The sequence below is a fragment of the Microbulbifer harenosus genome, from assembly GCF_005771435.1.
GTDB lineage: Bacteria > Pseudomonadota > Gammaproteobacteria > Pseudomonadales > Cellvibrionaceae > Microbulbifer > Microbulbifer harenosus.
On record NZ_VANI01000009.1, the window covers coordinates 288,172 to 310,657 of the forward strand.

Annotated in this window: 19 protein-coding genes; 7 read left to right on the forward strand and 12 right to left on the reverse strand. The window is 58.3% G+C overall.

Annotated elements, in window-relative coordinates; all coding sequences use genetic code 11:
• Nucleotides 1–270: 270 nt before the first annotated feature.
• The 4 genes from FDY93_RS09330 to phhA all read right to left on the reverse strand — a co-directional run bounded on the left by FDY93_RS09330 (nt 271) and on the right by phhA (nt 5,154).
• Nucleotides 271–1,440, reverse strand: coding sequence for a cation:proton antiporter (locus FDY93_RS09330; RefSeq protein WP_138235453.1), 1,170 nt, complete (start codon nt 1,438–1,440; stop codon nt 271–273).
• Between the two features lie 279 nt (nt 1,441–1,719).
• Complete coding sequence (locus tag FDY93_RS09335; protein ID WP_138235454.1) at nt 1,720–3,372, reverse strand: aminotransferase class V-fold PLP-dependent enzyme; 1,653 nt, start codon at nt 3,370–3,372, stop codon at nt 1,720–1,722.
• A 66-nt stretch (nt 3,373–3,438) separates the two neighbouring features.
• The gene (locus tag FDY93_RS09340; RefSeq protein ID WP_138235455.1) at nt 3,439–3,909 is read right to left on the reverse strand and encodes an Lrp/AsnC family transcriptional regulator; all 471 of its coding nucleotides are present in this window, start codon (nt 3,907–3,909) and stop codon (nt 3,439–3,441) included.
• A 444-nt stretch (nt 3,910–4,353) separates the two neighbouring features.
• Nucleotides 4,354–5,154, reverse strand: coding sequence for a phenylalanine 4-monooxygenase (gene phhA / locus FDY93_RS09345; RefSeq protein ID WP_138235456.1), 801 nt, complete (start codon nt 5,152–5,154; stop codon nt 4,354–4,356).
• 169 nt (nt 5,155–5,323) lie between these two features.
• Between phhA and FDY93_RS09350 the strand changes: the two genes are divergently transcribed.
• Nucleotides 5,324–6,763: a TyrR/PhhR family helix-turn-helix DNA-binding protein gene (locus FDY93_RS09350; protein WP_220446145.1), complete on the forward strand. Its 1,440-nt coding sequence runs from the start codon at nt 5,324–5,326 to the stop codon at nt 6,761–6,763.
• A gap of 7 nt (nt 6,764–6,770) precedes the next feature.
• Here FDY93_RS09350 and FDY93_RS09355 read toward each other — a convergent pair whose 3' ends face one another.
• Nucleotides 6,771–7,115, reverse strand: a complete 345-nt coding sequence (locus tag FDY93_RS09355; RefSeq protein WP_240914225.1) for an Mpo1-like protein — start codon at nt 7,113–7,115, stop codon at nt 6,771–6,773.
• Nucleotides 7,116–7,277: 162 nt separating this feature from the next.
• Here FDY93_RS09355 and FDY93_RS09360 point away from each other — a divergent pair, with 162 nt between their 5' ends.
• Nucleotides 7,278–8,501, forward strand: a complete 1,224-nt coding sequence (locus tag FDY93_RS09360) for a CaiB/BaiF CoA transferase family protein (RefSeq protein WP_138235458.1) — start codon at nt 7,278–7,280, stop codon at nt 8,499–8,501.
• Nucleotides 8,502–8,671: 170 nt separating this feature from the next.
• A complete protein-coding gene (locus tag FDY93_RS09365; protein WP_138235459.1) occupies nt 8,672–8,965 on the forward strand; it encodes a hypothetical protein in 294 nt (97 codons plus the stop codon).
• Here FDY93_RS09365 and FDY93_RS09370 read toward each other — a convergent pair.
• Nucleotides 8,941–9,498: a DUF934 domain-containing protein gene (locus tag FDY93_RS09370; RefSeq protein ID WP_138235460.1), complete on the reverse strand. Its 558-nt coding sequence runs from the start codon at nt 9,496–9,498 to the stop codon at nt 8,941–8,943. The genes FDY93_RS09365 and FDY93_RS09370 overlap by 25 nt on opposite strands.
• Nucleotides 9,482–11,146: a nitrite/sulfite reductase gene (locus FDY93_RS09375; protein WP_138235461.1), complete on the reverse strand. Its 1,665-nt coding sequence runs from the start codon at nt 11,144–11,146 to the stop codon at nt 9,482–9,484. The genes FDY93_RS09370 and FDY93_RS09375 overlap by 17 nt, the downstream gene beginning before the upstream one ends.
• Before the next feature lie 307 nt (nt 11,147–11,453).
• Here FDY93_RS09375 and FDY93_RS19860 point away from each other — a divergent pair, with 307 nt between their 5' ends.
• Entirely contained in the window at nt 11,454–11,588 is a 135-nt protein-coding gene (locus tag FDY93_RS19860; protein WP_256367364.1) for a hypothetical protein, read from the forward strand.
• A gap of 123 nt (nt 11,589–11,711) precedes the next feature.
• Here FDY93_RS19860 and FDY93_RS09380 read toward each other — a convergent pair whose 3' ends face one another.
• Together FDY93_RS09380 and metH are read right to left on the reverse strand one after the other, a co-directional pair.
• Nucleotides 11,712–11,921: a DUF2970 domain-containing protein gene (locus FDY93_RS09380; RefSeq protein ID WP_138235462.1), complete on the reverse strand. Its 210-nt coding sequence runs from the start codon at nt 11,919–11,921 to the stop codon at nt 11,712–11,714.
• 220 nt (nt 11,922–12,141) lie between these two features.
• Complete coding sequence (gene metH / locus FDY93_RS09385; protein ID WP_138235463.1) at nt 12,142–15,837, reverse strand: methionine synthase; 3,696 nt, start codon at nt 15,835–15,837, stop codon at nt 12,142–12,144.
• Nucleotides 15,838–16,028: 191 nt separating this feature from the next.
• On the opposite strand from metH, the gene FDY93_RS09390 reads away from it, so the two are divergent.
• Together FDY93_RS09390 and nfuA are read left to right on the forward strand one after the other, a co-directional pair.
• Nucleotides 16,029–16,715 carry a type 1 glutamine amidotransferase domain-containing protein gene (locus FDY93_RS09390; protein WP_138235464.1) on the forward strand — a complete coding sequence of 229 codons (687 nt, stop codon included), beginning with the start codon at nt 16,029–16,031 and terminating at the stop codon, nt 16,713–16,715.
• A gap of 129 nt (nt 16,716–16,844) precedes the next feature.
• Nucleotides 16,845–17,447, forward strand: a complete 603-nt coding sequence (gene nfuA / locus FDY93_RS09395) for a Fe-S biogenesis protein NfuA (RefSeq protein WP_138235465.1) — start codon at nt 16,845–16,847, stop codon at nt 17,445–17,447.
• Between the two features lie 128 nt (nt 17,448–17,575).
• Here nfuA and FDY93_RS09400 read toward each other — a convergent pair whose 3' ends face one another.
• Both FDY93_RS09400 and FDY93_RS09405 read right to left on the reverse strand, forming a co-directional pair.
• Nucleotides 17,576–18,373, reverse strand: coding sequence for an endo alpha-1,4 polygalactosaminidase (locus FDY93_RS09400; protein ID WP_166215599.1), 798 nt, complete (start codon nt 18,371–18,373; stop codon nt 17,576–17,578).
• 433 nt (nt 18,374–18,806) lie between these two features.
• Nucleotides 18,807–19,553, reverse strand: a complete 747-nt coding sequence (locus FDY93_RS09405; protein WP_138235467.1) for an SDR family NAD(P)-dependent oxidoreductase — start codon at nt 19,551–19,553, stop codon at nt 18,807–18,809.
• A 124-nt stretch (nt 19,554–19,677) separates the two neighbouring features.
• On the opposite strand from FDY93_RS09405, the gene FDY93_RS09410 reads away from it, so the two are divergent.
• The gene (locus FDY93_RS09410; protein WP_138235468.1) at nt 19,678–20,625 is read left to right on the forward strand and encodes a LysR family transcriptional regulator; all 948 of its coding nucleotides are present in this window, start codon (nt 19,678–19,680) and stop codon (nt 20,623–20,625) included.
• A gap of 121 nt (nt 20,626–20,746) precedes the next feature.
• Here FDY93_RS09410 and FDY93_RS09415 read toward each other — a convergent pair whose 3' ends face one another.
• Entirely contained in the window at nt 20,747–22,267 is a 1,521-nt protein-coding gene (locus tag FDY93_RS09415) for a family 16 glycosylhydrolase (protein WP_138235469.1), read from the reverse strand.
• Nucleotides 22,268–22,486 lie beyond the last annotated feature (219 nt).

Below are 22,486 nucleotides of genomic sequence, written 5' to 3' on the forward strand. Positions count from 1 at the left end.
ACGCTTTCAAAAAGGGTTACCCAGCACTTTCCCTTCAATTCATTTTTATGCACTTCGTTAGCAATGGCGCTTACGGAGTGATGAAATTGGAATCGAAGGTGGAGCGCTGGGTGGCTGCTTTCAGGACTGTCGCAAACAGGGACGTTTGCGACAGAGCGTACAGGGATGTATTCACAGCGGTCCTGAAAGCAGCCACCCAGTGATCCGCCGCCACAGGGCCTGCATCAACACTCCAAAGAGGGGCTGCGGAGCGGCACTCCCAAAAATGCCTTAATCCCGCCGCAAATGGTCCTTGATCGCAATGGGATTGGGAAAATTCAAAACCACGATATAAGAAGAGACCAGGAAGGTAAGAATCGCCGTCGCCTGGATCAGGTGCGACGCAGCGCTGCCAATCAACTGTTGGCTCATGGCCAGATACGCAATCAATAGCGAAAACTCACTGATCTGTCCGAGGCGGAAGCCGATATCCCACGCGAGTATGGTTCTCTCGCTCTGTTGCCCGAGCAAATAGCGGAATACAACCGGTTTGATGGTGAGTACTGCGACGGCAGCCACCAGCGCCGGCAGGGCAATTTCCGGGACCATGTCGAGATGGAATTGGGCGCCGAGGCTGAAGAAGAAGAGGATCAGGAAGAAGTCCCGTAACGGCTTCAGGCTGAGCGCGATGTATTGCGAAATAGGGCTGGTGGCGAGGGTGATGCCGGCGATGAAGGCGCCGATTTCCCGCGACAGGCCCACCACTTCGGCGAGTTCGGCGAGGCCCATGCACCAGCCGAGGGCGAGCAGGAAGACGTATTCGTGAAAGCGGTCGAATTTTGCCAGCAGTGGCTGCAATACATATCGAACAGCGCCCCACGCGAGGGCGATGAGCAGGGGCAGGGCAGCGAAGGAGATGCCGAGGCGGGGGAAGTCGACGGTGCCGGTGCTGCCGCTCAGCAGGATCATGAGGCAGGCGATGGCGACGAAGTCCTGGAACAGCAATAGGCCGACCATCATTTCACCGAGGTGTTTGTGGTGCAGTACGGTGGTGGGCAGGAGTTTGATGCCGATGATGGTGCTGGAGAACATCATGGCCATGCCGATGACCCAGGATTCGGTGTTGGTGAAGCCGAAGAGTTTGCCGATGGCGTAGCCTAGGCCGAGGAATATCAAACAGCTGATGATGCCGACGAAGGTGGCTTTGCGCAGGACGGAGATGAGCGCTTTGGGCTGCATGTCGAGGCCGAGCAGGAACAGCAGGAAGACGATGCCGATGCTGGACATTTCGGCCATGAGTGCGACGTTGTCGATGATGCCGAGGACGGAGGGGCCGAGCAGGACGCCGAGGGCGATGTAGGCGACTAATAAGGGTTGCCGTCCCCAAAGGGCGAGTGAGGCGACGATGGCGGCGCCGCTGAAGATCAGGAAAAACGACTGGAACAGGGAGGTCTCGGGCACTGCGCGTCCTTGTAGCAGACTGGAGAATTACGTTGTTCGAGCATTATGGTTGTGGATTGGCAGGCTTTTCAATGGGCTCTGCGAGTTTCGGTGCTCTGGCTTGCCACTGTGGCGGTCAAGCGTCAGGTACCCATTTTCAGAACCGAGCTAGGCGCCCCCCTTCAATACATCCATGTAAGCTGCGTCGCAAACGTCCCTGTTTGCGACGCTTCTGAAAATGGGTACCTGACGCTTGACCTTCATTTTTGAGTTACGCACTCCGTAAGTATTGGGTACAAATCAAAGTTTGAACCAGCGCAAACTCTCACCTTTTTCAGACAGGACCGGCTGTTCGCATTTTTCTCCCGGCGGATTTTCCAGAATCGGACGCGCCTGCCGGATAAATTCGCTCAGGGGTGTGTCGAGCTTTTCCGGAGCTGAAATATTTGTGTCAAAACACAGCGCAAGCGGATCGTCTGCTTTCAATCCCTGATAGCGCCATACACCGTGGCTGGTGTCGTACTGGTAGTAGGGCAGCATGCGGTGGCCGTGTTCGGCGATGAGTTCAATGGCGTCGATCAGATAGTCGACGGTCTCTTCATCGAGGAAGTAGTTGAAGTTGAGGCGTACCCAGCCCGGCTTGAGGATGCTTTCGCCTTCGCTGACAAGTTGTTCGATGGCGGTGCTCTGTTCGTCGGTGAGGTGCAGCAGGTGGTGGCCGTAGGGGCCGGCGCAGGAGCAGCCGCCGCGGACTTGGATGCCGAAGAGGTCGTTGAGCAGGGCGACGACGAAGCCGTGGTGCAGGGGTTTGCCGTCGTGCAGCAGGTGCAGGGAGACGATGCTGACGCGTTCGGCGCTAGTGCCGCCGAGGATCTGGATGTTTTCGTTGGTGCTCCAGCGGGTGAAGGCGCGGGCGAGCCAGTGGGCTTCGCGGGTTTCGATAACATCGGCACCTACCTGGTCTTTGAGGGCAAATGCCATGCCGGCGCGCACGGATTCGACGATGGCGGGGGTGCCGGCTTCTTCGCGGCGTTCGCCGGCGGGCAGGTAGGTGTGGCGCCCGGGGCTTACCCAGGAGACGGTGCCGCCGCCGGTGACGGCGGGTTGGTTCTGGGGCAGCAGGGAGCGGCGTACGATGAGCAGGCCGGGAGTGCCGGGGCCGCCGACGAACTTGTGCGGGGATATGAACAGGGCATCTTTGCTGCTGAGTTCATCTTCGCCCCGCACATCAATCCTGACGTAGGGCGCGGCGGCGGCGTAGTCCCAGAAAGACAGGGCGCCGTTTTTGTGCAGCAGGCGGGTGACGGCGTTGACGTCGGTGCGGATGCCGGTGACGTTGGAGGCTGCGGAGAAGCTGCCGATTTTCAGTGGGCGCGCGGCGTACTGGTCGAGGGCATTCTGCAGTGCTTCGAGGTCGATTCCGCCGGCGGCATTCAGCGGGATAGTGACGACGTCGGCTATGGACTCCCGCCAGGGCAGGTCGTTGGAATGGTGCTCGTAAGGGCCGATGAAAACCACTGGGCGTTTGTCGTCGGGGATCTGTGCGGTGCTGCCGCCGAACCGACGGTAACAGTCTGTGCGCAGGCCGAGGGAGTCCACGAGACGGTTGACTGCGGCGGTGGCGCCGGCGCCGCAGAATATGATCGCGTGATCGTCGCCGGCATTGACGGACTTTCGGATCGCCGCGCGCGCCTGTTCGCGAAAGGCGGTGGTCTGGCGGCCGGTGGCGGAGGTTTCGGTGTGGGTGTTGGCGTACCAGGGCAACACGCGGTTGCGGATGGCGTCTTCAATAAAACGGAGCGCACGGCCTGAAGCGGTGTAGTCGGCGTAAATCAGCGGGCGCTGGCCGAATGGTGTCTGCATCGGCATGCGTTCGCCAATCACATTGTCGCGGATGCGCTGGAGCAGGGATTCGGTTTTGGTACCGGCTTCTGATGAACCGTTTACGGACATGACAACCTCAAATGACTGCGCCCGCAGGGATCACCTGCGGGCAGATTAATCAGTATTTGAGCTGGACTAGTCGCCCGGCGGTATGGGCAGTTCGGTGGAGCTTTTGATCTGCTCCATGGCGAAATTGGACGCTACATCGGAAATTCCGGTGTGTGCGATCAGCTTTTTGTAGAAGCGGTCGTAAGCGGCTACGTCGCTGACCACGACGCGGAGTATGTAATCGTAGTCACCCGCCATGCGGTAACAGTCCACCACTTCCGGTAAGTCGGCCATGGCGCTGGAAAAGGAATCTGCCCATTCCGCGCTGTGCTGGTTGGTCTTTACCTGGGCAAACACCGAAACCGGCAGGCCGAGCACTTCAGCATCCAGCAGTGCCACTTTGCGGCGGATGATGCCGCTCTTCTCCAATTTCTGTATCCGGCGCCAGCAGGGGGTCTTGGTAAGGCCCACGCGCTCGGCCAGCTCTTCGATGGAGAGACTAACATCAGATTGCAGGATGGCAAGAAGTTGTCGATCAATCGCGTCGAGTGAGGACATAGTGCTACACATCTCCCGAAAACGCGGGGATCCGTTCCATAAAGTGGCTCCATTTCACCATCCTTAGCAACAAAATACCCCACTAATTTTGGTGGGCGCAGCGAGATCCGACTTTGGTGAGCCTCGGAAGAATCCTTTGCTGTGCCCCGTATCATGCCGGTAACGATAATCTCTGATCTGACGGATCAGTAGTGGAATTTTCTCCATATATTTATCGCATCAAAAAAGCCGGGCAATGCCCGGCCAAACAACAGGGGGATGTTGGAAAATTGTGCCTTGGAAAAGGTAAAGGGTTTCTGAAAAACGTAGCGAGCGGGCGACTGGTGGTGGCCGCCGGAGCGGAGGCAGCGGAGTGTATAGGTCATACATGAGCATGCCGACCGGGCTGGCGCACCAGCACCGCCGGACGCCGCCAGACGCCTGCGCAGTAGTTTTTCTGAAGCCCTAGGCGGCTTCTTTCGGCGGGAACATGGGCTCAAACAGGCCCGCGGCGATGGCTTCACGCACGCGCGCCATCAGGTCGATCTCGGTGAGCTGCTGCAGGTTTTCCAGGTCGCGAAGCACATAGTAGATAGGTTGCATGATGTCGATGCGGTAGGGGGTGCGCAAGGCATCCACCACATCAAAGTCCGCGCGCACTGGCGCATCGCTCAGGGCATAGAGGGTTTCCTTCGGCGAGGAGAGAATGCCGCCGCCATAGATGCGCAGGCCATCGTTGGTCTGCAGCAGGCCGAATTCCACGGTGAACCAGTAGAGACGTGCGAGGTAGGCGCGCTCTTTGGGAGACGCGTGCAGCCCGAGTTCGCCGTAGGTCTGGGTGAAGTTGGCAAACGCCGGATTGGTGAGCATGGCGCAGTGGCCGAAGATCTCGTGGAAAATATCCGGTTCCTGCAGGTAGTCGAACTCTTCCGGGCTGCGGATAAAGGTGGCCACCGGGAATCTGCGTTCGGAAAGCAGGCGGAAAAAGGTCTCGAAGCCGATTAACGCGGGCACCCGCGCGCACTCCCAGCCGGTTTCCCGACGCAGTACCGTGCTCACTTCTTCCAGTTGTGGAATGCGATTGCGGGGAAGGTCGAGCAGTTCGAGACCTTGTAGATACTCGTCACAAGCGCGCCCTGGGACCACCTCCAACTGGCGCTTGATCAGGCGCTGCCAGGTCTGGTGTTCCAGCTCTGTGTACTCAATAAAGCCGCTGGCATCGGGCTCGCGGGCGACGTACTTACTGGGCTTTTTGGCGCTGCTCATGGCGTTCTCCGTTGCGGGCGGTCACGGTCGTGCCGCCTCGTCTGTTGTTATTCGCTCTCTCTATTCTTAGACACCCGGGCACCGGTTCGGCAGTGGGGGGAGCTCGGAACTTGAAGGTAGAGTCCACTGGTGGCTACACTGCCTGTAAACATTTCTTTACGGGGCTGTTGTGAGAATAGAGATAACCTGTAGCGATCGCCTGGGCATTCTTCAGGAAATAATGGCGATATTCACCGATTTTCGGATAAGTGTTCGCAGTGGCGAGATTGGTGGTGACAGTGGGGACAAGGTCTATCTGTCGGCGCCGGGTCTGTTGATGACGCAGTATCAATCCATCGAGCGGGCGCTACACCGGGTTCCGGGGGTGCGGAAGGTGCGGCGGATCGCCCTGATTCCCTCCGAGCGCCGACACTTTGAACTCGATACGCTGCTGCGTCACGTGGCCTTTCCTGTACTGTCTGTGGACCGGGAGGGCACCATTGTGGCAGCCAACCTTGCTGCCGCGCGGGCCTTCGGGGTGAGCCAGGGGCAGGTGGCCGGCATGCACCTGCAGCGCTTCCTGCCCCGATTGCAGCTTGAGGAGCTGCTGCGGGGAATCACCGCGCCGCGCTATGGTTTTCCAGTGACCATGCGTGGACGCGATTTTCTGCTCGACTGGTCTCCCATAGCGCTGGCCGACGATCCAGGTGAAGTGCGCTCCCTGGCGGGTGCGGTACTGACATTGCAGCAGCGGGAAGACGCGCCTGAGAGGGACCCATCAAGAGAGCCGCCGCCGCCCAGCGTACTCTGGGATATAGACCGTCGCCGGGACTGCTGCCTGCGCCTGCAGCAACTCGCGCCTCTGCGGGATGCGCTGTTGATTGCGGGAGAACGCGGCAGTGGCAAAAGTACCTTTCTCGGCGCCGCCTATTACCTCAGTCCACTGGCGGAATATGGGCAGGTGCGTCAGTTCACCGGTGCTGAGTTTACGCCCCTGAAAGTGGCTGAGGCGGCGGCAATGGCGGAAACCGCCGTGCTGCTGGTGGATGACCTCGATCTTGCGCCGGATGATGCACAGCGCAGTCTGGCGGAGCGCCTTTTGCACGGGCGATTTCTGCCGCGATTGGTTGTCTCGGCGCGCTCACTCGACAGCGTGTACCTGCCATTGCGGCAATTGCTGGCCGCCAATGCCATTTCCCTGCCACCGCTGCGATCCATGCGACCGGCTATCGGCAAATTTGCGCATATCATTCTGCGTAACCTCGGCGACCGGACTGCGTCACTGCCGGCAGATGTAGTGCACGCGCTGCAACGGCACGATTGGCCGACCAATTTCACCGGACTTCGCGGACACTTGCAGGGGGCTCTGGCGCATAGGCGGGAACGGGATGGCGGGGAGCTGGCACTGGGGGATTTGCCGGGGCTGCCAGGTGAAGAGCTCCTGCCATGGCGAGACTGGGGGCGGGGGCTGAGTCTGCCGGAGCAGATGGAAAAAGTAGAGCGGACGATTCTGACGGAAGTACTGGCGGAAATGCCGGCCTCTCATCACTCCAGCCGGGAGTTGGCGCGGCGGTTGGGAATTTCCCACACCGCTGTCGCTAACAAGTTGCGTAAATATGGGCTTTCTTGAGAGGCGCTCAGCGCTCTATTTTTCCGAGCAGCATATCCTTATACATCATGAAGTCGCCCCACAGGGAATAGAGCGGGTGTTTGAATGTGGCGGGGCGGTTGTGCTCGAAAAAGAAATGCCCGACCCAGGCAAAGCCGTAACCGGCGATGGGTAGCGCCGCGAGGTACCACCACAGGCCAGTGGATAAGGCGGTAAGCAGCAGTACGATCACCAGACTGGTACCCGCAAAGTGCAGGCGGCGGCAGGTCAGGTTGCTGTGTTCCTGCAGGTAGTAGGGGTAGAAGTCGCGGAAGCTGCGGAATTTCCGCGCTCCATTTTCCCGCTGCTGTTGAGTCATCGCGGTATCGGTCATCTCGCTATCCTGTTATGAATTATTTTGGATGCGCAATCCGGGTTGCGTTGTTGTGATTGTACGGTCGTTCCAGTTTTAGACCAATCGGTACTGTTTTATTGCGGCAAGGCTGTTACTGTAGGCGCCCGAATTTGTGATCACTTTTTAGGAGTAGCAGTAGTTATGGCCGGTCCGTTGGCACACCTCAAGGTTCTCGATCTCAGCCGGATTCTGGCGGGCCCATGGGCCGGCCAGGTGCTGGCGGATTTCGGTGCGGAAGTCATCAAAGTGGAGCGCCCGCAAAAGGGGGACGACACCCGCCACTGGGGGCCTCCCTATCTGAAGAATTCTGCCGGGGAGGATACGGGCGAGGCCGCGTATTACCTTTGTGCCAACCGCGGTAAGAAGTCCATCACTGTCGATATCACCCGTCCCGAGGGGCAGCAACTGATCCTCGCACTGGCAAAGCAGTGCGATGTGCTGCTGGAGAACTACAAGGTCGGCGGCCTGAAAAAATACGGTCTCGATTACGACGCCGTCCGCGCGATAAACCCGAAAATCATTTACTGCTCCATCACCGGCTTCGGCCAGACCGGGCCCTATGCAAAGCGGGCAGGCTACGACGCCATGATCCAGGGTATGGGCGGCCTGATGAGTCTCACTGGCGTGCCCGAGGGCCAGCCCGGTGCTGGCCCGCAGAAAGTGGGCGTGGCGGTAGCGGATCTGATGACGGGAATGTATGCCGTCTCCGGCATTCTCGCCGCGGTGATACACCGCGACAGAACCGGCGAGGGCCAGCAGATCGATCTGGCGTTGCTGGATACCCAGGTGGCGTGGCTTGCGAACCAGGCCCAGAATTTTCTGACCTCGGGCAAAAGCCCGGAGCGCCAGGGCACCGCCCACCCGAATATCGTTCCCTATCAGGCCGTGCCCGCCAGCGATGGCCACTTCATGCTGGCGGTGGGCAACGACGCCCAGTTCCAGAAATTCTGCGCGATCGCCGGCCTCGACGAGGTCGCGAATAACCCGGCTTATGCGAGCAACAACGCGCGGGTGGCGGCGCGCGATCAGCTGGTGCCGCTGATCGAGCAGGCGACACGCCGGCAGCCCGCCGCGTGGTGGCTGGAAAAACTGAGCGATGCGCATGTGCCCTGTGGGCCAATCAATACTCTCGCGCAGGTGTTTGCCGATCCGCAGGTGCAGGCGCGAGGTATGGTGGTGGAGCAGGATCACCCGATCGCCGGCAGGGTAAAAACCGTGCGCAATCCCCTGGGCTTTTCTGCATCGACCCTGCAGTACGAGCAGGCCCCACCGGTACTCGGCCAGCACACCCGGGAGATTCTGCAGACGGTATTATCGGTTGGCGACGACGAGATCGAGCGCCTGCGGGAGCAGGGCGTGATCTAGCGATCAATGCGAGAAGTTGTGACGAAAGAATAGCGAGCGCGGAATAAACAAGAGTTTATACATGCCATAAAAGGAAAACGTTGCGCCAGAAGTCTGGTGGTAAATGGCGACTGCGCTACTATCAGTGAGTTCGCGGGGGGCGGGAATGTTGGTGGCGCGGGAGTGCACCGTTGAATTCAAATCGCCTGCGCGGGATCTCATCGGCGAAGAACGTTGAGGTGTCGCCCCCTTCGCTTCCTGTCTGCTCGCACGAGGGTTCGGTGATGGATACGCCGCGGAAACCTGAATTACCGAAGAATCTGGAACTGGTATTTCGCAGAATCGGCGAACAACTGGAAGCTTATTACAGTGGCTCCGTTCAAGGCGCAGTGAATCGCGCCGAGCTGGAAAGCAAAAAACCGGGCGTTAGGCGCCCGGTTTTTTTGTATCGCGACAAACCTCAGGCCAGTGCGCGGCGGCGATAGATCGGCAGCGGCTGATCCACGGCGGATTGATAACTGTCGGTAAAGTCCTGCAGCGATTCCAGTAGGCCTTCGAGTGGTTGGTTGCCCTGATAGGCAAAGGCATTGAAGCCGCAGCGCTTCAGGTAGGTCAACTGGTCGCGCATGAAGTTGCCCACCGCGCGCAGCTCGCCGGTGAAGCCATAGCGTTGGCGCAACAGACGGCCGGCGGTAAAGGCGCGGCCATCGGTAAACAGCGGAAAGTGCGCGGCGATCAGAGGCAGCTCACTGGCGTGGTCGCCAATCAGATCCGCGGTTTCGTCGCTGTCCAGCCATACACCGATTTCGCCCTTGCGGGCCTGAAGGTCACCGCGCAGTGCCAACCATACGGTGAGCGGCAGAATGACCTTGCCAGGTGCAAGGCTGGCTGCGGTGATTTCCGTGTCCGCATCCAGGGGCAGCAGGTTCCATTCGTTTTCAGCCACGGCGCCGTCCAGAATCAGGCGGGCTGGATTTTCCGGCTGTGCGCCGACAGGTGTTTTAGCTGGCTTTGGCATACACACGCTCCTTGAATGGCTGCAGCCCGATACGGTTATAGGTGTCGATAAACAGCTCTTCCGGCTGGCGGTTTTCCACGAATACATCGAGGATCTTGCCGATAGTGTCCGGCATTTCATCGCGAGAGAAACTGGGACCCAGCACAGTGCCGAGTGCCGCTTTCTCGTTGGCGCTGCCGCCAAGCTGTACCTGGTAGAACTCTTCTCCTTTCTTGTCCACGCCGAGGACGCCGATGTGGCCAATGTGGTGGTGGCCACAGGCATTCATGCAGCCGGAGATGTTCAGGTGCAGGTCGCCGAGATCGTAGAGATAGTCGAGGTCGTCGAATTTGCGCTGGATCGCCTCCGCCACCGGGATGGATTTGGCGTTGGCGAGTGAGCAGTAGTCGCCGCCGGGGCAGCAGATCATGTCGGTAAGGGTTCCGATGTTCGGGGTGGCGAAGCCGTGTTTGCGCGCTACCTGCCACAGCTCGAACAGGCGTTCCTGCTCCACGTCCGCCAGTACCACGTTCTGCTCGTGGGTGACCCGCACTTCGCCGAAGCTGAACTCGTCGGCCAGGTCGGCAATGGCTTCCAGCTGGCGGTCGGTGACATCGCCCGGGGGAACGCCGGTGGGCTTGGTGCTGAGGGTCACAGCCTGATAACCGGGTACCCGGTGCGGGAAGGTGTTGCGCTCGAGCCAGCGGGAGAAGGCCTTGTCGGCGCCCGCCTGATCGCGCAGTACGGCTTCCGCGTGGTCGCCGCTGATGGATTTGTAGGCCGGCTGTGGGAAGAAGCGCTTGGACCACTCGATGGCTTCCGGCGGCAGTTCGTCGGCACCGTCCTTGATCTGCTCCCACTCCGCTTCCACACGGCGCGCAAATTCTTCTGCACCCAGTGCTTTTACCAGAATCTTGATGCGCGCCTTGAACTTGTTGTCGCGGCGGCCCAGCTGGTTGTACACGCGCACAATGGCTTCCAGGTAGGAGAGCAGGTGCACTTCCGGCAGGAAGTCGCGGATGGCAACGCCGATAATCGGGGTGCGACCAAGGCCACCGCCCACAAACACCTGGAATCCGGTTTCGCCCTGGGCATTCTTTACGATCTGTACGCCAATATCGTGGGCGCGGATGGCGGCGCGGTCTTCTTCAGCGCCACACACGGCGATCTTGAATTTGCGCGGCAGGAAGGCGAATTCCGGGTGGAAGGTGGACCACTGGCGAATCAATTCGCAGTAGGGGCGTGGGTCTACCAGCTCGTCGCGGGCAACGCCGGCAAACTGGTCGGTCGTGGTGTTGCGGATGCAGTTGCCGCTGGTCTGAACCGCGTGCATTTCCACTTCCGCGAGCTCCGCGAGAATATCCGGCACATCTTCCAGGTTCGGCCAGTTCAGCTGCACATTCTGGCGAGTAGTGAAATGGGCGTAGCCCTTGTCGTACTTGCGGGTGATATGAGCTAGGCGGCGCACCTGGGTGCTGTTCAGGAGCCCGTAGGGCACGGCGATGCGGAGCATGGGCGCCAGGCGCTGGATATACAAGCCATTCTGCAGGCGCAGGGGCAGAAATTGTTCTTCACTCAGCTCACCGGCGAGATAGCGCTCGGTCTGGCCGCGGAACTGGGCCACCCGTTCCCGGACCAGCTTGTGATCCTGTTCGTCGTATTGATACATAAGAGCTTGATTCCATTGCTTTTTTACGCCGACTCCCGGTGCCTGGCCAGTGTCCAACGGGACTTCTGGAGCCTATCAGCCACCCTGAGATGGCGCATAACATACCAGCCGCCTTATACGAAAAATAACAATTTTTTTCGCTAAATCAGTAACTGCTGGTTATAAGCCGGTGGTGGCAGCGTGGAACCCGGAAAGCCCTGCGGTTGCGCCCCCTGCGGGGATTTGGTCTACTTGGGCAACCGCCGTTTTTCCGCGGTACTGCTACCTTTAAAAACAATAATGAGTTCTTGAGTGACGGAGTATTCCGATGAGCGATCATGCAGCCCGAGAAGTAGTAGTTGTATCCGACGATAGCGATAACCTGGTAGACGCCCTGGCGGCGGTGGCGTTAGTGGCCATCTTCGTGGGCACCTGTATTTTCTGGGTGGCCTCCCAAGGATAGGAATCACAGAAAATACTGCGCGAGCGCCTGACGGCGTCCTGGCTGTGCTGGGACGCCAGCTCGGCCACTCGCTTGCTACGTTTTTTCGCGATCCCTTAGCTGTTCGAAGTTGAGCTCTGGGGCTTATCCCATATTGCTCAACACCGTTTTCACCACCAGGATCAGAGCGATCACGAAGAGGGCGGTGAAGATCACCCCTGCGGCGATGTAAGTCTTGATACTGCCGCCCTTGAAATCCCTTTCCCGGTTTTTGTCGGACTGTACGCCGATCGCGGCGGCCAGGGTGCTGAGTACTACCTGGCCGAATGATGGTTTCTTATCTTTCTCTTCCATGCCTTCCTCTTCTCACCGCGCCTTTGTAGGAGCCTGCTTGCAGGCGAACACTGCGAAGTAGTGAAACCGATCCTCGATTCGCCTGCAAGCAGGCTCCTACAGATACCCCAACCTGCAACCGTAGGAGCCTGCCTTGCAGGCGAACACCGCGAAGCGGTGACACCGAACGCCATTCGCCTGCAAGGCAGGCTCCTACAACAGGTCTACAAATTGAGGGTCGTTAATCTTCCAGGTTCGGTCGCACCCAGCGCTCCAGCTCATCCACGCGCATGCCCTTGCGTTCGGCCAGGCTTTCCAACTGATCCCGCGAGATCTTGCCCACATTGAAGTACTTGGACTCCGGGTGGGCAAAGTACCAGCCGCTGACTGCCGCCGCCGGCATCATGGCGAAGCTGGAGGTCAGTTCGATGCCGGCATTTTCCTCTGCATTCAACAATCTGAACAGAGTGGCCTTTTCGGTGTGGTCGGGGCAGGCAGGGTAGCCTGGAGCAGGGCGGATACCGGAATACGCCTCTTTGATCAGCTCTTCATTGCTGAGTGTCTCATCCGGCTGGTAGCCCCAGTAATTCCGGCGCACTTCCCGGTGCAGGTACTCGGCGAGGGATTCCGCCAGGCGGTCCGCCAGCGCCTTCACCATGATTGAGCTGTAGTCGTCGTGCTTCGCTTCGTATTGTGCGGCGAGTTCATCCGCACCGATCCCGGTGGTAACGGCGAAGCCGCCCACGTAATCCGCCACACCGGAGCCAACCGGGGCAATAAAGTCCGCGAGTGAGCGGCACAAACCGTCACCGCCGCGCTTCTGTACCTGCTGGCGCATCTGGTGCAGGCGCGCGCGCTCCTCGGTACGGCTCTCGTCGGTGTAGACCACGATGTCGTCGCCGTCGGCGTTGGCCGGCCACAGGCCGAACACCGCGCGGGCTTTGAGGCGTTTGTTGTCGATGATGTCCGCGAGCATGGTCTGGGCATTCTTGAACAGATCCGTGGCGGCTTCACCAACCACTTCGTCGTTCAGGATTGCCGGGTATTTACCGGCGAGATCCCAGGAGATGAAGAAGGGGGTCCAGTCGATGGTGTCCACCAGCTTTTCCAGCGGGAAATCGTCGAGTACGGTAAGGCCTGGCTTGTTCGGTACCTTGGGCTGGAAGTTGGCCCAGTCAAACTGCGGGCCCGCCTTCAGGGCGTCCGCATAGCTCAGGCGCGGGTCGTTGCGCTTGCGGTTGGCGGTGCGCTCGCGCACTTTCACGTACTCTTCCTGTACGCCTTTAACGAAGTTCGGACGCAGCTCGTCAGACAGCAGGTTGCTGGCTACCCCCACCGCGCGCGAGGCGTCGGCAACATACACCACCTGATTGCGTTTGAACTGGGGTTCGATCTTCACCGCGGTGTGCGCCTTGGAGGTGGTGGCGCCGCCGATCAGCAAGGGGATATCAAAGCCCTGGCGCTCCATTTCCGCGGCCACGTGCACCATTTCATCCAGCGACGGCGTGATCAGGCCGGAGAGGCCGATAATGTCGCACTGTTTTTCTTTCGCGGTCTGCAGAATGGTTTCTGCCGGCACCATCACTCCGAGGTCGATCACCTCGAAGTTGTTACAGGCCAGCACCACACCCACGATATTTTTGCCGATATCGTGCACATCACCCTTAACCGTGGCCATAAGGATGCGGCCGTTGGGTTTGCTGTCTGCGGTTTTCTCCGCCTCAATGTAGGGCTGCAGATAGGCCACGGCCTGTTTCATCACGCGCGCGGATTTCACCACCTGCGGCAGGAACATCTTGCCCTCGCCGAACAGGTCGCCGACTACGTTCATGCCGTCCATCAGCGGGCCTTCGATCACGTCCAGCGGGCGTCTGGCCTGCTGGCGCGATTCCTCGGTGTCCTGCTCGATATAGTTGTTAATACCTTTTACCAGCGCGTGCTCCAAGCGCTTGTTCACCGGCCACTGGCGCCAGGCCAGGTCTTCCTTGCGCTCGGCTGCGGCGCCGTCACCGCGGTATTTTTCCGCGATATCCAGCAGCGCTTCGGTGGCGTTGTCGTTGCGGTTCAGGATGACGTCTTCAACTTTATCCCGCAGTTCCGCGGGCAGCTCGTCGTAAACCTCCAGCATCCCGGCGTTAACGATACCCATATTCATGCCGGCCTTGATGGCGTAATACAGGAATACGGAGTGGATCGCCTCGCGCACCGGGTTGTTGCCGCGGAAGGAGAACGACACGTTGGAAACACCACCGGAGACATTTGCACCCGGCAGGTTTTTGCGAATCCAGCGGGTGGCTTCAATAAAATCCACCGCGTAGTTGTTGTGCTCCTCGATCCCGGTGGCCACCGCGAAAATATTCGGGTCGAACACGATGTCTGTGGGGTTAAAACCCACCTTGTCCACGAGGATGTCGTAACTGCGTTTACAGATCTCGATCTTGCGCTCGTAGGTGTCCGCCTGGCCGGTTTCGTCGAAGGCCATCACCACCACCGCGGCGCCGTAGCGCAGGCACAGGCGGGCTTTCTCGACAAATTCTTCCTCGCCTTCCTTCAGGCTGATGGAGTTGACGATAGGTTTGCCCTGGATGCACTGCAGACCCGCTTCGATTACCTCCCACTTGGAGGAGTCCACCATGAACGGCACTTTGGAAATATCCGGCTCGGTGGCGCACAGGTTGAGGAAGCGGCGCATGGCGGCGACGGAATCCAGCATCGCCTCATCCATGTTGAAGTCGATCACCTGCGCACCGTCTTCCACCTGGGCAGCGGCGATCTGCAGCGCGGTATCGTAATCCTCGTCCATGATCAGACGCTTGAACCGCGCGGAGCCGGTGACGTTGCAGCGCTCGCCGACGTTCACAAACAGCGCGTTTTCGTCGGCCACATAGGGTTCGAGACCGGACAGGCGCAGAGCCGGCTTGATCTTCGGCAGTTTGCGCGGGGCAATGTCCACCACGGCGTCGGCAATGGCGCGGATGTGATCGGGAGTGGTGCCGCAGCAGCCCCCCAGAATATTGATGAAGCCGCTGCGCGCGAACTCCGCCACGATAGACGCGGTTTCCTCCGGCGTCTCGTCGTACTCGCCGAACTCGTTCGGCAATCCCGCATTGGGGTGGGCGGACACATATTCCGCACACACGCCGGACAGCGCCTCAACGTAGGGGCGCAGCTCGGTGGCGCCGAGGGCGCAATTCAGACCGACGGAAAGCGGCTTGGCGTGCGCCAGCGAGTAATAAAATGCTTCGGTCGTCTGGCCGGACAGGGTGCGGCCGGAGGCATCGGTGATGGTTCCGGAAATCATGATTGGCAATTCGAAGCCGAGCTGGTCGAATACCTCGTGCACCGCATAAATCGCTGCCTTGGCGTTCAGGGTGTCGAAAATGGTCTCGATCAGGATGATGTCGGAACCGCCCTCAATCAGCGCATGAGTGGATTCGATGTAGTTTTTCACCAGCTCATCGAAGGTCACGTTGCGTGCACCCGGGTCGTTCACGTCCGGAGAAATGCTCGCCGTGCGCGATGTCGGTCCCAGTACCCCGGCCACATAGCGCGGTTTCTCCGGCGTAGAGAGAGCATCCGCCGCACGGCGCGCCACTTGCGCGGCAACCCGGTTCAGTTCCGGCACCAGGTCTTCCATATCGTAATCGGACTGGGACAGGCGGGTGGCGTTGAAGGTGTTGGTCTCAATGATGTCCGCACCGGCCTTGAGGTAGTCCCGGTGGATGCGCTCAATCAGGTCTGGCTGGGTCAGCACCAGTAAATCGTTGTTGCCCTTGATGTCAGAGGGGTAGTCCGCAAAGCGCGCGCCCCGGTAGTCCGCTTCGCCCAGTTTCTCCCGCTGGATCATGGTGCCCATGGCGCCGTCCAGAATCAGGATGCGCTCGCCCAGGGCGGCGTAGAGCTGTTTCAGACGTTGATCGCGGGACTGCTGAGACATGGATATTTCCTTAAAACGGGGACCAAAAGGGCGGCAATCTTAGCACAATTGCCGGTGTTCTTCGGCGCCGCAGCCACCGTTCAATACCGAGTATGCATAACCTTGTAACCGACCGTTCTAGCGGAGCTTCTGGCGCGGCATTGTCGCTTTGCCACACTACACTCGCAGGAATGACGACAGGGGAGGAGCCCATGAAGATCCTGATGATTCTGACATCCCACGATCAGCTGGGAGACACCGGCAAGAAAACCGGCTTCTGGCTGGAGGAGTTCGCTGCGCCGTACTACGTATTTGTGGATGCCGGGGCAGATGTGACCATTGCGTCCCCCAAGGGTGGACAGCCGCCTCTCGACCCCAAAAGTGACGCCCCGGATGCCCAGACCGCGGCGACCCGGCGCTTTCGCGACGATCCCATCGCCCAAGAGGCGCTCGCCAATACCCTGACCCTGAATGAGGTGGATTCGGACGAGTTCGATGCGCTGTTCTATCCGGGCGGCCACGGCCCACTGTGGGACCTGGCCGAGGACCAGCGTTCCGTGGTCATCATTCAGGGTTTCTACCGCGCGGGCAAACCGGTGGGCGCCGTGTGCCATGCCCCGGCGGTGTTTCGCCATACGGTGGATGAGCACGGCGAGCCATTGGTGCGCGGCAGGAAAATGACGGGGTTCAGCAACAGCGAAGAAGAGGGGGTGGAGCTGACCGACGTGGTACCGTTTTTGGTGGAAGATATGCTCATAGAACGGGGAGCAAACTATTCCAAAGGCGACGACTGGAAGAGTCACATCTGCACCGATGGGCTCCTGATCACCGGTCAGAATCCAGCTTCTTCGGAAGGTACGGCCCGGGCCCTGCTGGGGGCGCTCTCACAGGTGCGCTGAACCCACTTAAGGGGCGTATGCAGCGGTCTGGTTTAACTCGCGCGCAGATGGGCGTAGAATACCCGACTGCCGAGGTTGGTTATTCCCGTTCGGCGCCGTTTCAGGAAGTCCGGTTATTTGAGAAGGTCTATGTCAGCACAGCCGTCAGAATTGAACGTCACCATCACCGACTCCGCCCAGGAGTACCTGCGCGATCTGTTGGCCAAACAGGACTGCGAGGGCATCGCCATCCGTATGTTCGTATCCAACCCGGGAACGCCCAATGCGGAAACCTGTATTGCCTACAGCCGCCCCGGCGAAGAAAAAGAGGGTGATGTGGAAGTACAGCTGAATGGCTTCAAAGCCTATTTTGAAGGCCGCAGCGTGCCCTACCTGGACGAGGCCAGGGTAGATTACTCCTCCGATAAAATGGGTGGCCAGCTAACCATCCGCGCACCCAATTCGCGTATGCCCAAGGTTACCGACGATAGCCCGATCGAAGACCGTATCAACTACGTGCTCTACAGCGACGTAAATCCAGGGCTCGCTTCACACGGCGGTCAGGTCAGTCTGGTGGAGGTTACTGAAGATATGTACGCGGTGCTGAAGTTCGGCGGCGGTTGCCAGGGCTGCGGTATGGTCGACATGACACTGAAAGAGGGTGTAGAGAAAACCCTGAAAGAGAAAATTCCGGAGCTGGCTGGGGTGAAAGACATCACCGACCACACGGATAAATCACAGGCCTACTACTGATCTGGTCTGATTGCATCTGATTTCGCTCGCGCATTCACGGCGTTGACGTTGGTCGGAAACAAAAAAAGGCGAACTGTTCAGTTCGCCTTTTTTGTGTCCGGATGTTCCTTCTTGCGGAAGTCACCTGATCAATTCTGGAAATGTTGGTAGGCATCCAGGCCCAGTAGGTAGGCCCCGTCAAAACCAGCATTTGCAATTTTGTACAGATAAGAACCGCTGCTGCCGTAGATGATGTTCTGCCAGGTGGGAGTCCAGTAATTGACGTAATACCGGCCGCTTCCGGAAATCTCTTCTTTCAACCAGTTCGGCGGGTTGGATACCCAGTGGTTTTTCCAGTAGTAACGGTTGCTTTCCGCTTCGCCGATATTCACCGTTGCCAGCACCAGCCGCAATCCGCCATTGGCTTTTCGCTGTAACTGGCGAATCTGATCTGACGTAAATTCTTCTCCATTAAAAAAGAAATCCATCACAATCACGTCGTAATCTGTCTCCGCGAGAGCGTCCACCAGCGCCTGGCGAGTTGAGTACAGAGTGGTATTGGTCAGAACAAGGAAGTTGCTCGCCTCGTCAAGTTCCAGGATATCGCGACGATTTACCTTGTAAGGTTCGTCGGGGTAGAGGGGGATATTGTCGAGTTCGCGGTGGTCGGCCACATACCCGAGGTAGTCGGCGTCATCGCTCAGTTGGTAGGCATTGTCGATTTTGTGTTCGCTCACTGCGAAGTCGGTTGCCAGGATTGTGGTATTGCCATTCTTCCGGGCCATGTCCAGATAGCTGCGCAGTTCGTTGCGACGGCCGTCGGTTGTGGGCTGGTCGATACCATCGTGGCCATAAAAGAGAGCGTCTTGTGCGAGGCCATCCAGATTGCGGATATACACACTGTCCGGAGTACCATTGGTGCGTTCATTTGCGCTTACCAGTGGCAAAGCGCCGTGCCCTACAACAATAAAGCCAGGTTTCAGTTCCCGGGCATATCCCCGTAGACCAGCGACAAAGTCGCGCATCTCCTGAGGGTGATCGGTGTATCCTTTTTCAGGGTAAAAGTTGGGTACGCGCTCAAAATCACACGCGGTGAGGGATGCCGTAAGGCATATTGTAAATAAGACGGGTAACTGAAAAGCGGTTGAAAAAATCCGTTTCACGTGGGTGCTCTCAAAACGATGCAACTTTGAGCGCGGACTATAACAAGATTGGACGGCTCCCGTCAGGGTGGCACTGTCCATTTCTACGCTACTGACTGGTAGCGGTCATCACTTCCATCTGGATAAACTCACCAAACCCGGGACCCACTCGGATACCCTATAGCGCAGGAGCGTCTTAGGGTATCCGCGTAAAAAATGCAGCGTGGCGGGAGAATCGTTACAAGACGAAGCCACCATCTATGTCCAGATAGGCGTTGCGCATTCCCACACTGGCATCGCTCAGCAGGTAGCTAATTGCTGCTGTCATGTCCTCGGGGGTCAATATTCTCCCCAGTGCCGTGTCCTGCATGGTTCCCGATAGTTCTGCGATTTGCTTTTCACTCATTCCAGCCTTGCGCTGGATTTCGGTTGCGGTCACACCTGGCCGTATCGAATTAATACGAATTCCCAGCCCTGCGAGTTCGAGATTGAGCACCCGTGCAGCGGCCTCAAAAGCGGCTTTGCTGGCACTGTATGAGGCGGCACCTGGGAAGGCTTTGTGTACCACCAGCGATGATACGAATACGACACTCGCTGGGTTATTCAGGCAGGGCAATAGTGAGTGCAGAGTGAACAGCGGCGCCTTGAAGTTGACCGCCATCGTCTGATCAAAGTTAGTCTCGCTGAGGTCAGAGAAGTTCTGCGGCAGGAAGATGCCCGCATTCAGCACAATGCCATCATAAGCAAGGCCGTCACGCTGCAGGGCGGCAGCCATGGCGGTGATCTGCGCCATATCAGCACTGTCACACAGCTGAGTGGTAACTTCACCATCGCCAAGCTGGGCTATTTCTGCCGCGACATCCTGTAACTTCCCTGTGTCGCGTCCAGTGATGGTTAGATGATGGCCGGCAGAGGCCAGTTTCCGTGCGGTTGCCAGTCCAATACCCGCGGTCGCCCCGGTGATCAAATAATGCTTCTGATTCATACAACGCTCATTGCTTGTGATTGACGGTGACCACTCTAACTCCGACAATTCGCTCTGATTAGGGGCGTTCAAGGAAACGGATTGTTTCCATTTGGGAATCTTTTGAGTTGCGGAGATGTGAATAATGGACGAGCCACTGCATTTGCAATTACCCAATCTGTATGTATTTCAGCAGGTTGCCAAGCGCGGCAGCTTCCAGGCGGCCGCGGATCACTTGCAGCTGTCTCGTTCAGCGGTCAGCAAAAAAGTGGCACAACTGGAAGGGCATCTCAGTCAGCGTCTGTTGCAACGCTCTACCCGAAAACTGCGACTGACGGAAATCGGAGAATCCCTGCTGAAAGCCACGGCAACCCTGGAACAGTTGGTATTTGATACGGAGCAATTGCGGCTGGACCAGCAGCAACAACCGTCGGGTTCGGTAAAAATCAGCAGTTCCACACTGATCACTCAGCGACTGTTGCTACCTATACTGCCTGCGCTGAAAACTGAGTTTCCGCGTATTACCCTGGACCTCAATATTGATGATCAGCAGGTTGACCTGATCGAGACCGGTGTGGATATCGCGGTGCGAATCGGGCATTTGCCCGACTCTTCCCTGGTGGCGCGCCAGATTGGTGTAAAGACCTGGGGATATTTCGCGAGTCCGGCCTATTTGCGATTGCATGGTGAGCCAGTTGATCCGTCCCAACTGCGGGATCACCAATGTTTGGTTTTTCGCAGCCAACAACTGAATGCAAACCATTGGCCATTTGTCGATCCCGAGGCACCAGCTGGCGCTATTGAGTCATTACTGATTGAGCCGGCTGTTACGTCGGACAATGCCAGTGCACTGGTTGAAATGGCAACAATGGGATTGGGGATTATTCAGGTTGACCCATTGATTATTGAGCGGGAACTTACGAGTGGCGCACTGGTGCCGGTTCTGCGTCGGTGGAGACATCCAGAGAGCGCTCCGATTCACTTGGTGTGCCTTGGGCGCAAGGCCCGTAATCGTTCAGTAGATGCGGTCTGGGAATTTCTGGGGGAGAGGCTGTCGCTGAGAGCGGTCGATACTGGTATCGATCAGTCCTAGCTGTAGTTTCTGAACTATTGAATGCAGAAAACGCGGCCGTAGCCGTAATGCCAGTCAGTTGGCTTAACTGACTGGCATTAGGGCATTGCCCGCGTTTTTCATTTTCCTGTGAGACGGAAAATTACTGGTAAACTCGCACGTAATCCACATACATCCGCTGTGGGAATACGCTGCTGCTATCCGGGCTTCCCGGCCAGGTTCCCCCCACCGCCACATTCAGCAGGATGAAGAACGGATGATCAAAGGCCCAAGGGCCATACTGCTCCACCTGGGCGCGAGAGGCGTTGTAGAAGTTGTTGCCGTCCACGAACCAGCTGATGCCGTTGCTGTTCCACTCCACCGCATACACATGGTAGCCAGCGTCAACATTCTGCCCGACATTGTAGGTGCCCATGATCGGAGTGTTGCCGGAGTAACCGGGACCGTGAAGGGCGCCATGCGTGAGTGTCGGCTCGAATCCAACATGCTCCATGATGTCGATTTCCCCGGAGTTCGGCCAAGGGGTACCGGTGCGGATATTACCTCCCAGCATCCAGAACGCCGGCCAGATACCCTGGGTTTGCGGCAGCTTTATACGGGCTTCGATGCGGCCGTACTGGAACTCCTTTTTCCCACCGGTGATCATCCGGGTCGACGTATATTGGCAGGCGCCGTACCAGCAGTTGCGGCCGTCTTCCCGGCGCGCCTCAATTACCAGCACATTACTGCCCGCCTGGGCGTCGTACTGAATAGAAGCGTTCTGGCCCGCGGTGTAGTACTGCAATTCGCTGTTACCCCAACCACCACCGCCGGTTTCAAAGGTCCAGTCAGCGGTGTTGATTGCATTGAACTCATCCGCCCATACCAGTCCATTGGTGGCTGCGGGGCTGACTACGATGGAGGTGATGTTATCGTTAAAGCCTTCGTTGTTGAGGCAACTATCGTCGCTGGTGACGGTTACCGATGCGCCGCTGAAGTTGTCGTTGGCATAGAGCGTTGCCTGGTAACCGGATGAAACGCGTATGGATGATGCATCGTTATCCACGAATCTTAGCGCCTGCAGGCTTGCAAGATTGTAACTGCCGACCCCGAGTCCCGCAGACCAGCCAGTGTAATTGCAGTGTTGATAAATGGTTGCAACACCACTGGCCGGAGTCGCGGGCACCACTTCAATCCAGTTCAGATTCCAGTCTCCGGTAGTGGCGTACACGCCGAGACTGTAAGTACCCGCATCGATGTGGACTTGGTGGGAAATGGTCTGCCAGTTTTGCCAGCCGCCAGTATTCGGTACATTCAGGCTGCCGAGCACAATCGAACCACCATTCAGGTCGTTGGAAAGGGTTCCTCCAGTCGCACTGGCAACGCGAAAACGCACGATGTACTGCCCGCTGCTGGGAATGACCAGATTGTTGTATGCAAGCCATTCACCGGCGACCACCCAGCCCACATTGTGGCCGCCGCCACTGTCGCTGGTGGCCTCGATATCCACGTCGTCCGCGCGGTAGGCGCCACCGGTATTGCCCGGGGTGGTATCGTAAAAGGCGCTATAGTCCTCGGCTTGGAACAGGGTCGCATTGGCCTGGGCAAACAGCAGCGTCGCGCACAGGCCGGCAAAAAGTGTGCAGAGGTTTCTGCAAAGATCCGGGTGTTTTCGTATTCTCATTTTCGCCTTCTCATTTTTATTGCGAGGGATGGCCCGTCAGCTTTTTGTGTCGAACAAGACGGGTTCCCAAAATATCCGGGGAAAACGGTAAGGTGGCGTCCCAGTTCTGTCCAATTTGGAAAGTGGTACGGGAAAAAGCCGAAGTTTGGCGGCTATTTTTCTCGGAGATGGCAGGAGCGTTATGTTGACGGGGTTGCAGACCTGCATGACCAGTCTGCA

Excerpts from the sequence above, each read along its gene's own strand:
- FDY93_RS09335 (WP_138235454.1), bottom strand. The coding sequence starts at position 3,372 with ATGTCCGTAAACGGTTCATCAGAAGCCGGTACCAAAACCGAATCCCTG.
- FDY93_RS09340 (WP_138235455.1), bottom strand. The coding sequence starts at position 3,909 with ATGTCCTCACTCGACGCGATTGATCGACAACTTCTTGCCATCCTGCAA.
- phhA (WP_138235456.1), bottom strand. The coding sequence starts at position 5,154 with ATGAGCAGCGCCAAAAAGCCCAGTAAGTACGTCGCCCGCGAGCCCGAT.
- FDY93_RS09355 (WP_240914225.1), bottom strand. The coding sequence starts at position 7,115 with ATGACCGATACCGCGATGACTCAACAGCAGCGGGAAAATGGAGCGCGG.
- FDY93_RS09360 (WP_138235458.1), top strand. The coding sequence starts at position 7,278 with ATGGCCGGTCCGTTGGCACACCTCAAGGTTCTCGATCTCAGCCGGATT.
- FDY93_RS09370 (WP_138235460.1), bottom strand. The coding sequence starts at position 9,498 with ATGCCAAAGCCAGCTAAAACACCTGTCGGCGCACAGCCGGAAAATCCA.
- FDY93_RS09375 (WP_138235461.1), bottom strand. The coding sequence starts at position 11,146 with ATGTATCAATACGACGAACAGGATCACAAGCTGGTCCGGGAACGGGTG.
- FDY93_RS19860 (WP_256367364.1), top strand. The coding sequence starts at position 11,454 with ATGAGCGATCATGCAGCCCGAGAAGTAGTAGTTGTATCCGACGATAGC.
- FDY93_RS09380 (WP_138235462.1), bottom strand. The coding sequence starts at position 11,921 with ATGGAAGAGAAAGATAAGAAACCATCATTCGGCCAGGTAGTACTCAGC.
- metH (WP_138235463.1), bottom strand. The coding sequence starts at position 15,837 with ATGTCTCAGCAGTCCCGCGATCAACGTCTGAAACAGCTCTACGCCGCC.
- FDY93_RS09390 (WP_138235464.1), top strand. The coding sequence starts at position 16,029 with ATGAAGATCCTGATGATTCTGACATCCCACGATCAGCTGGGAGACACC.
- nfuA (WP_138235465.1), top strand. The coding sequence starts at position 16,845 with ATGTCAGCACAGCCGTCAGAATTGAACGTCACCATCACCGACTCCGCC.
- FDY93_RS09405 (WP_138235467.1), bottom strand. The coding sequence starts at position 19,553 with ATGAATCAGAAGCATTATTTGATCACCGGGGCGACCGCGGGTATTGGA.
- FDY93_RS09410 (WP_138235468.1), top strand. The coding sequence starts at position 19,678 with ATGGACGAGCCACTGCATTTGCAATTACCCAATCTGTATGTATTTCAG.
- FDY93_RS09415 (WP_138235469.1), bottom strand. The coding sequence starts at position 22,267 with ATGAGAATACGAAAACACCCGGATCTTTGCAGAAACCTCTGCACACTT.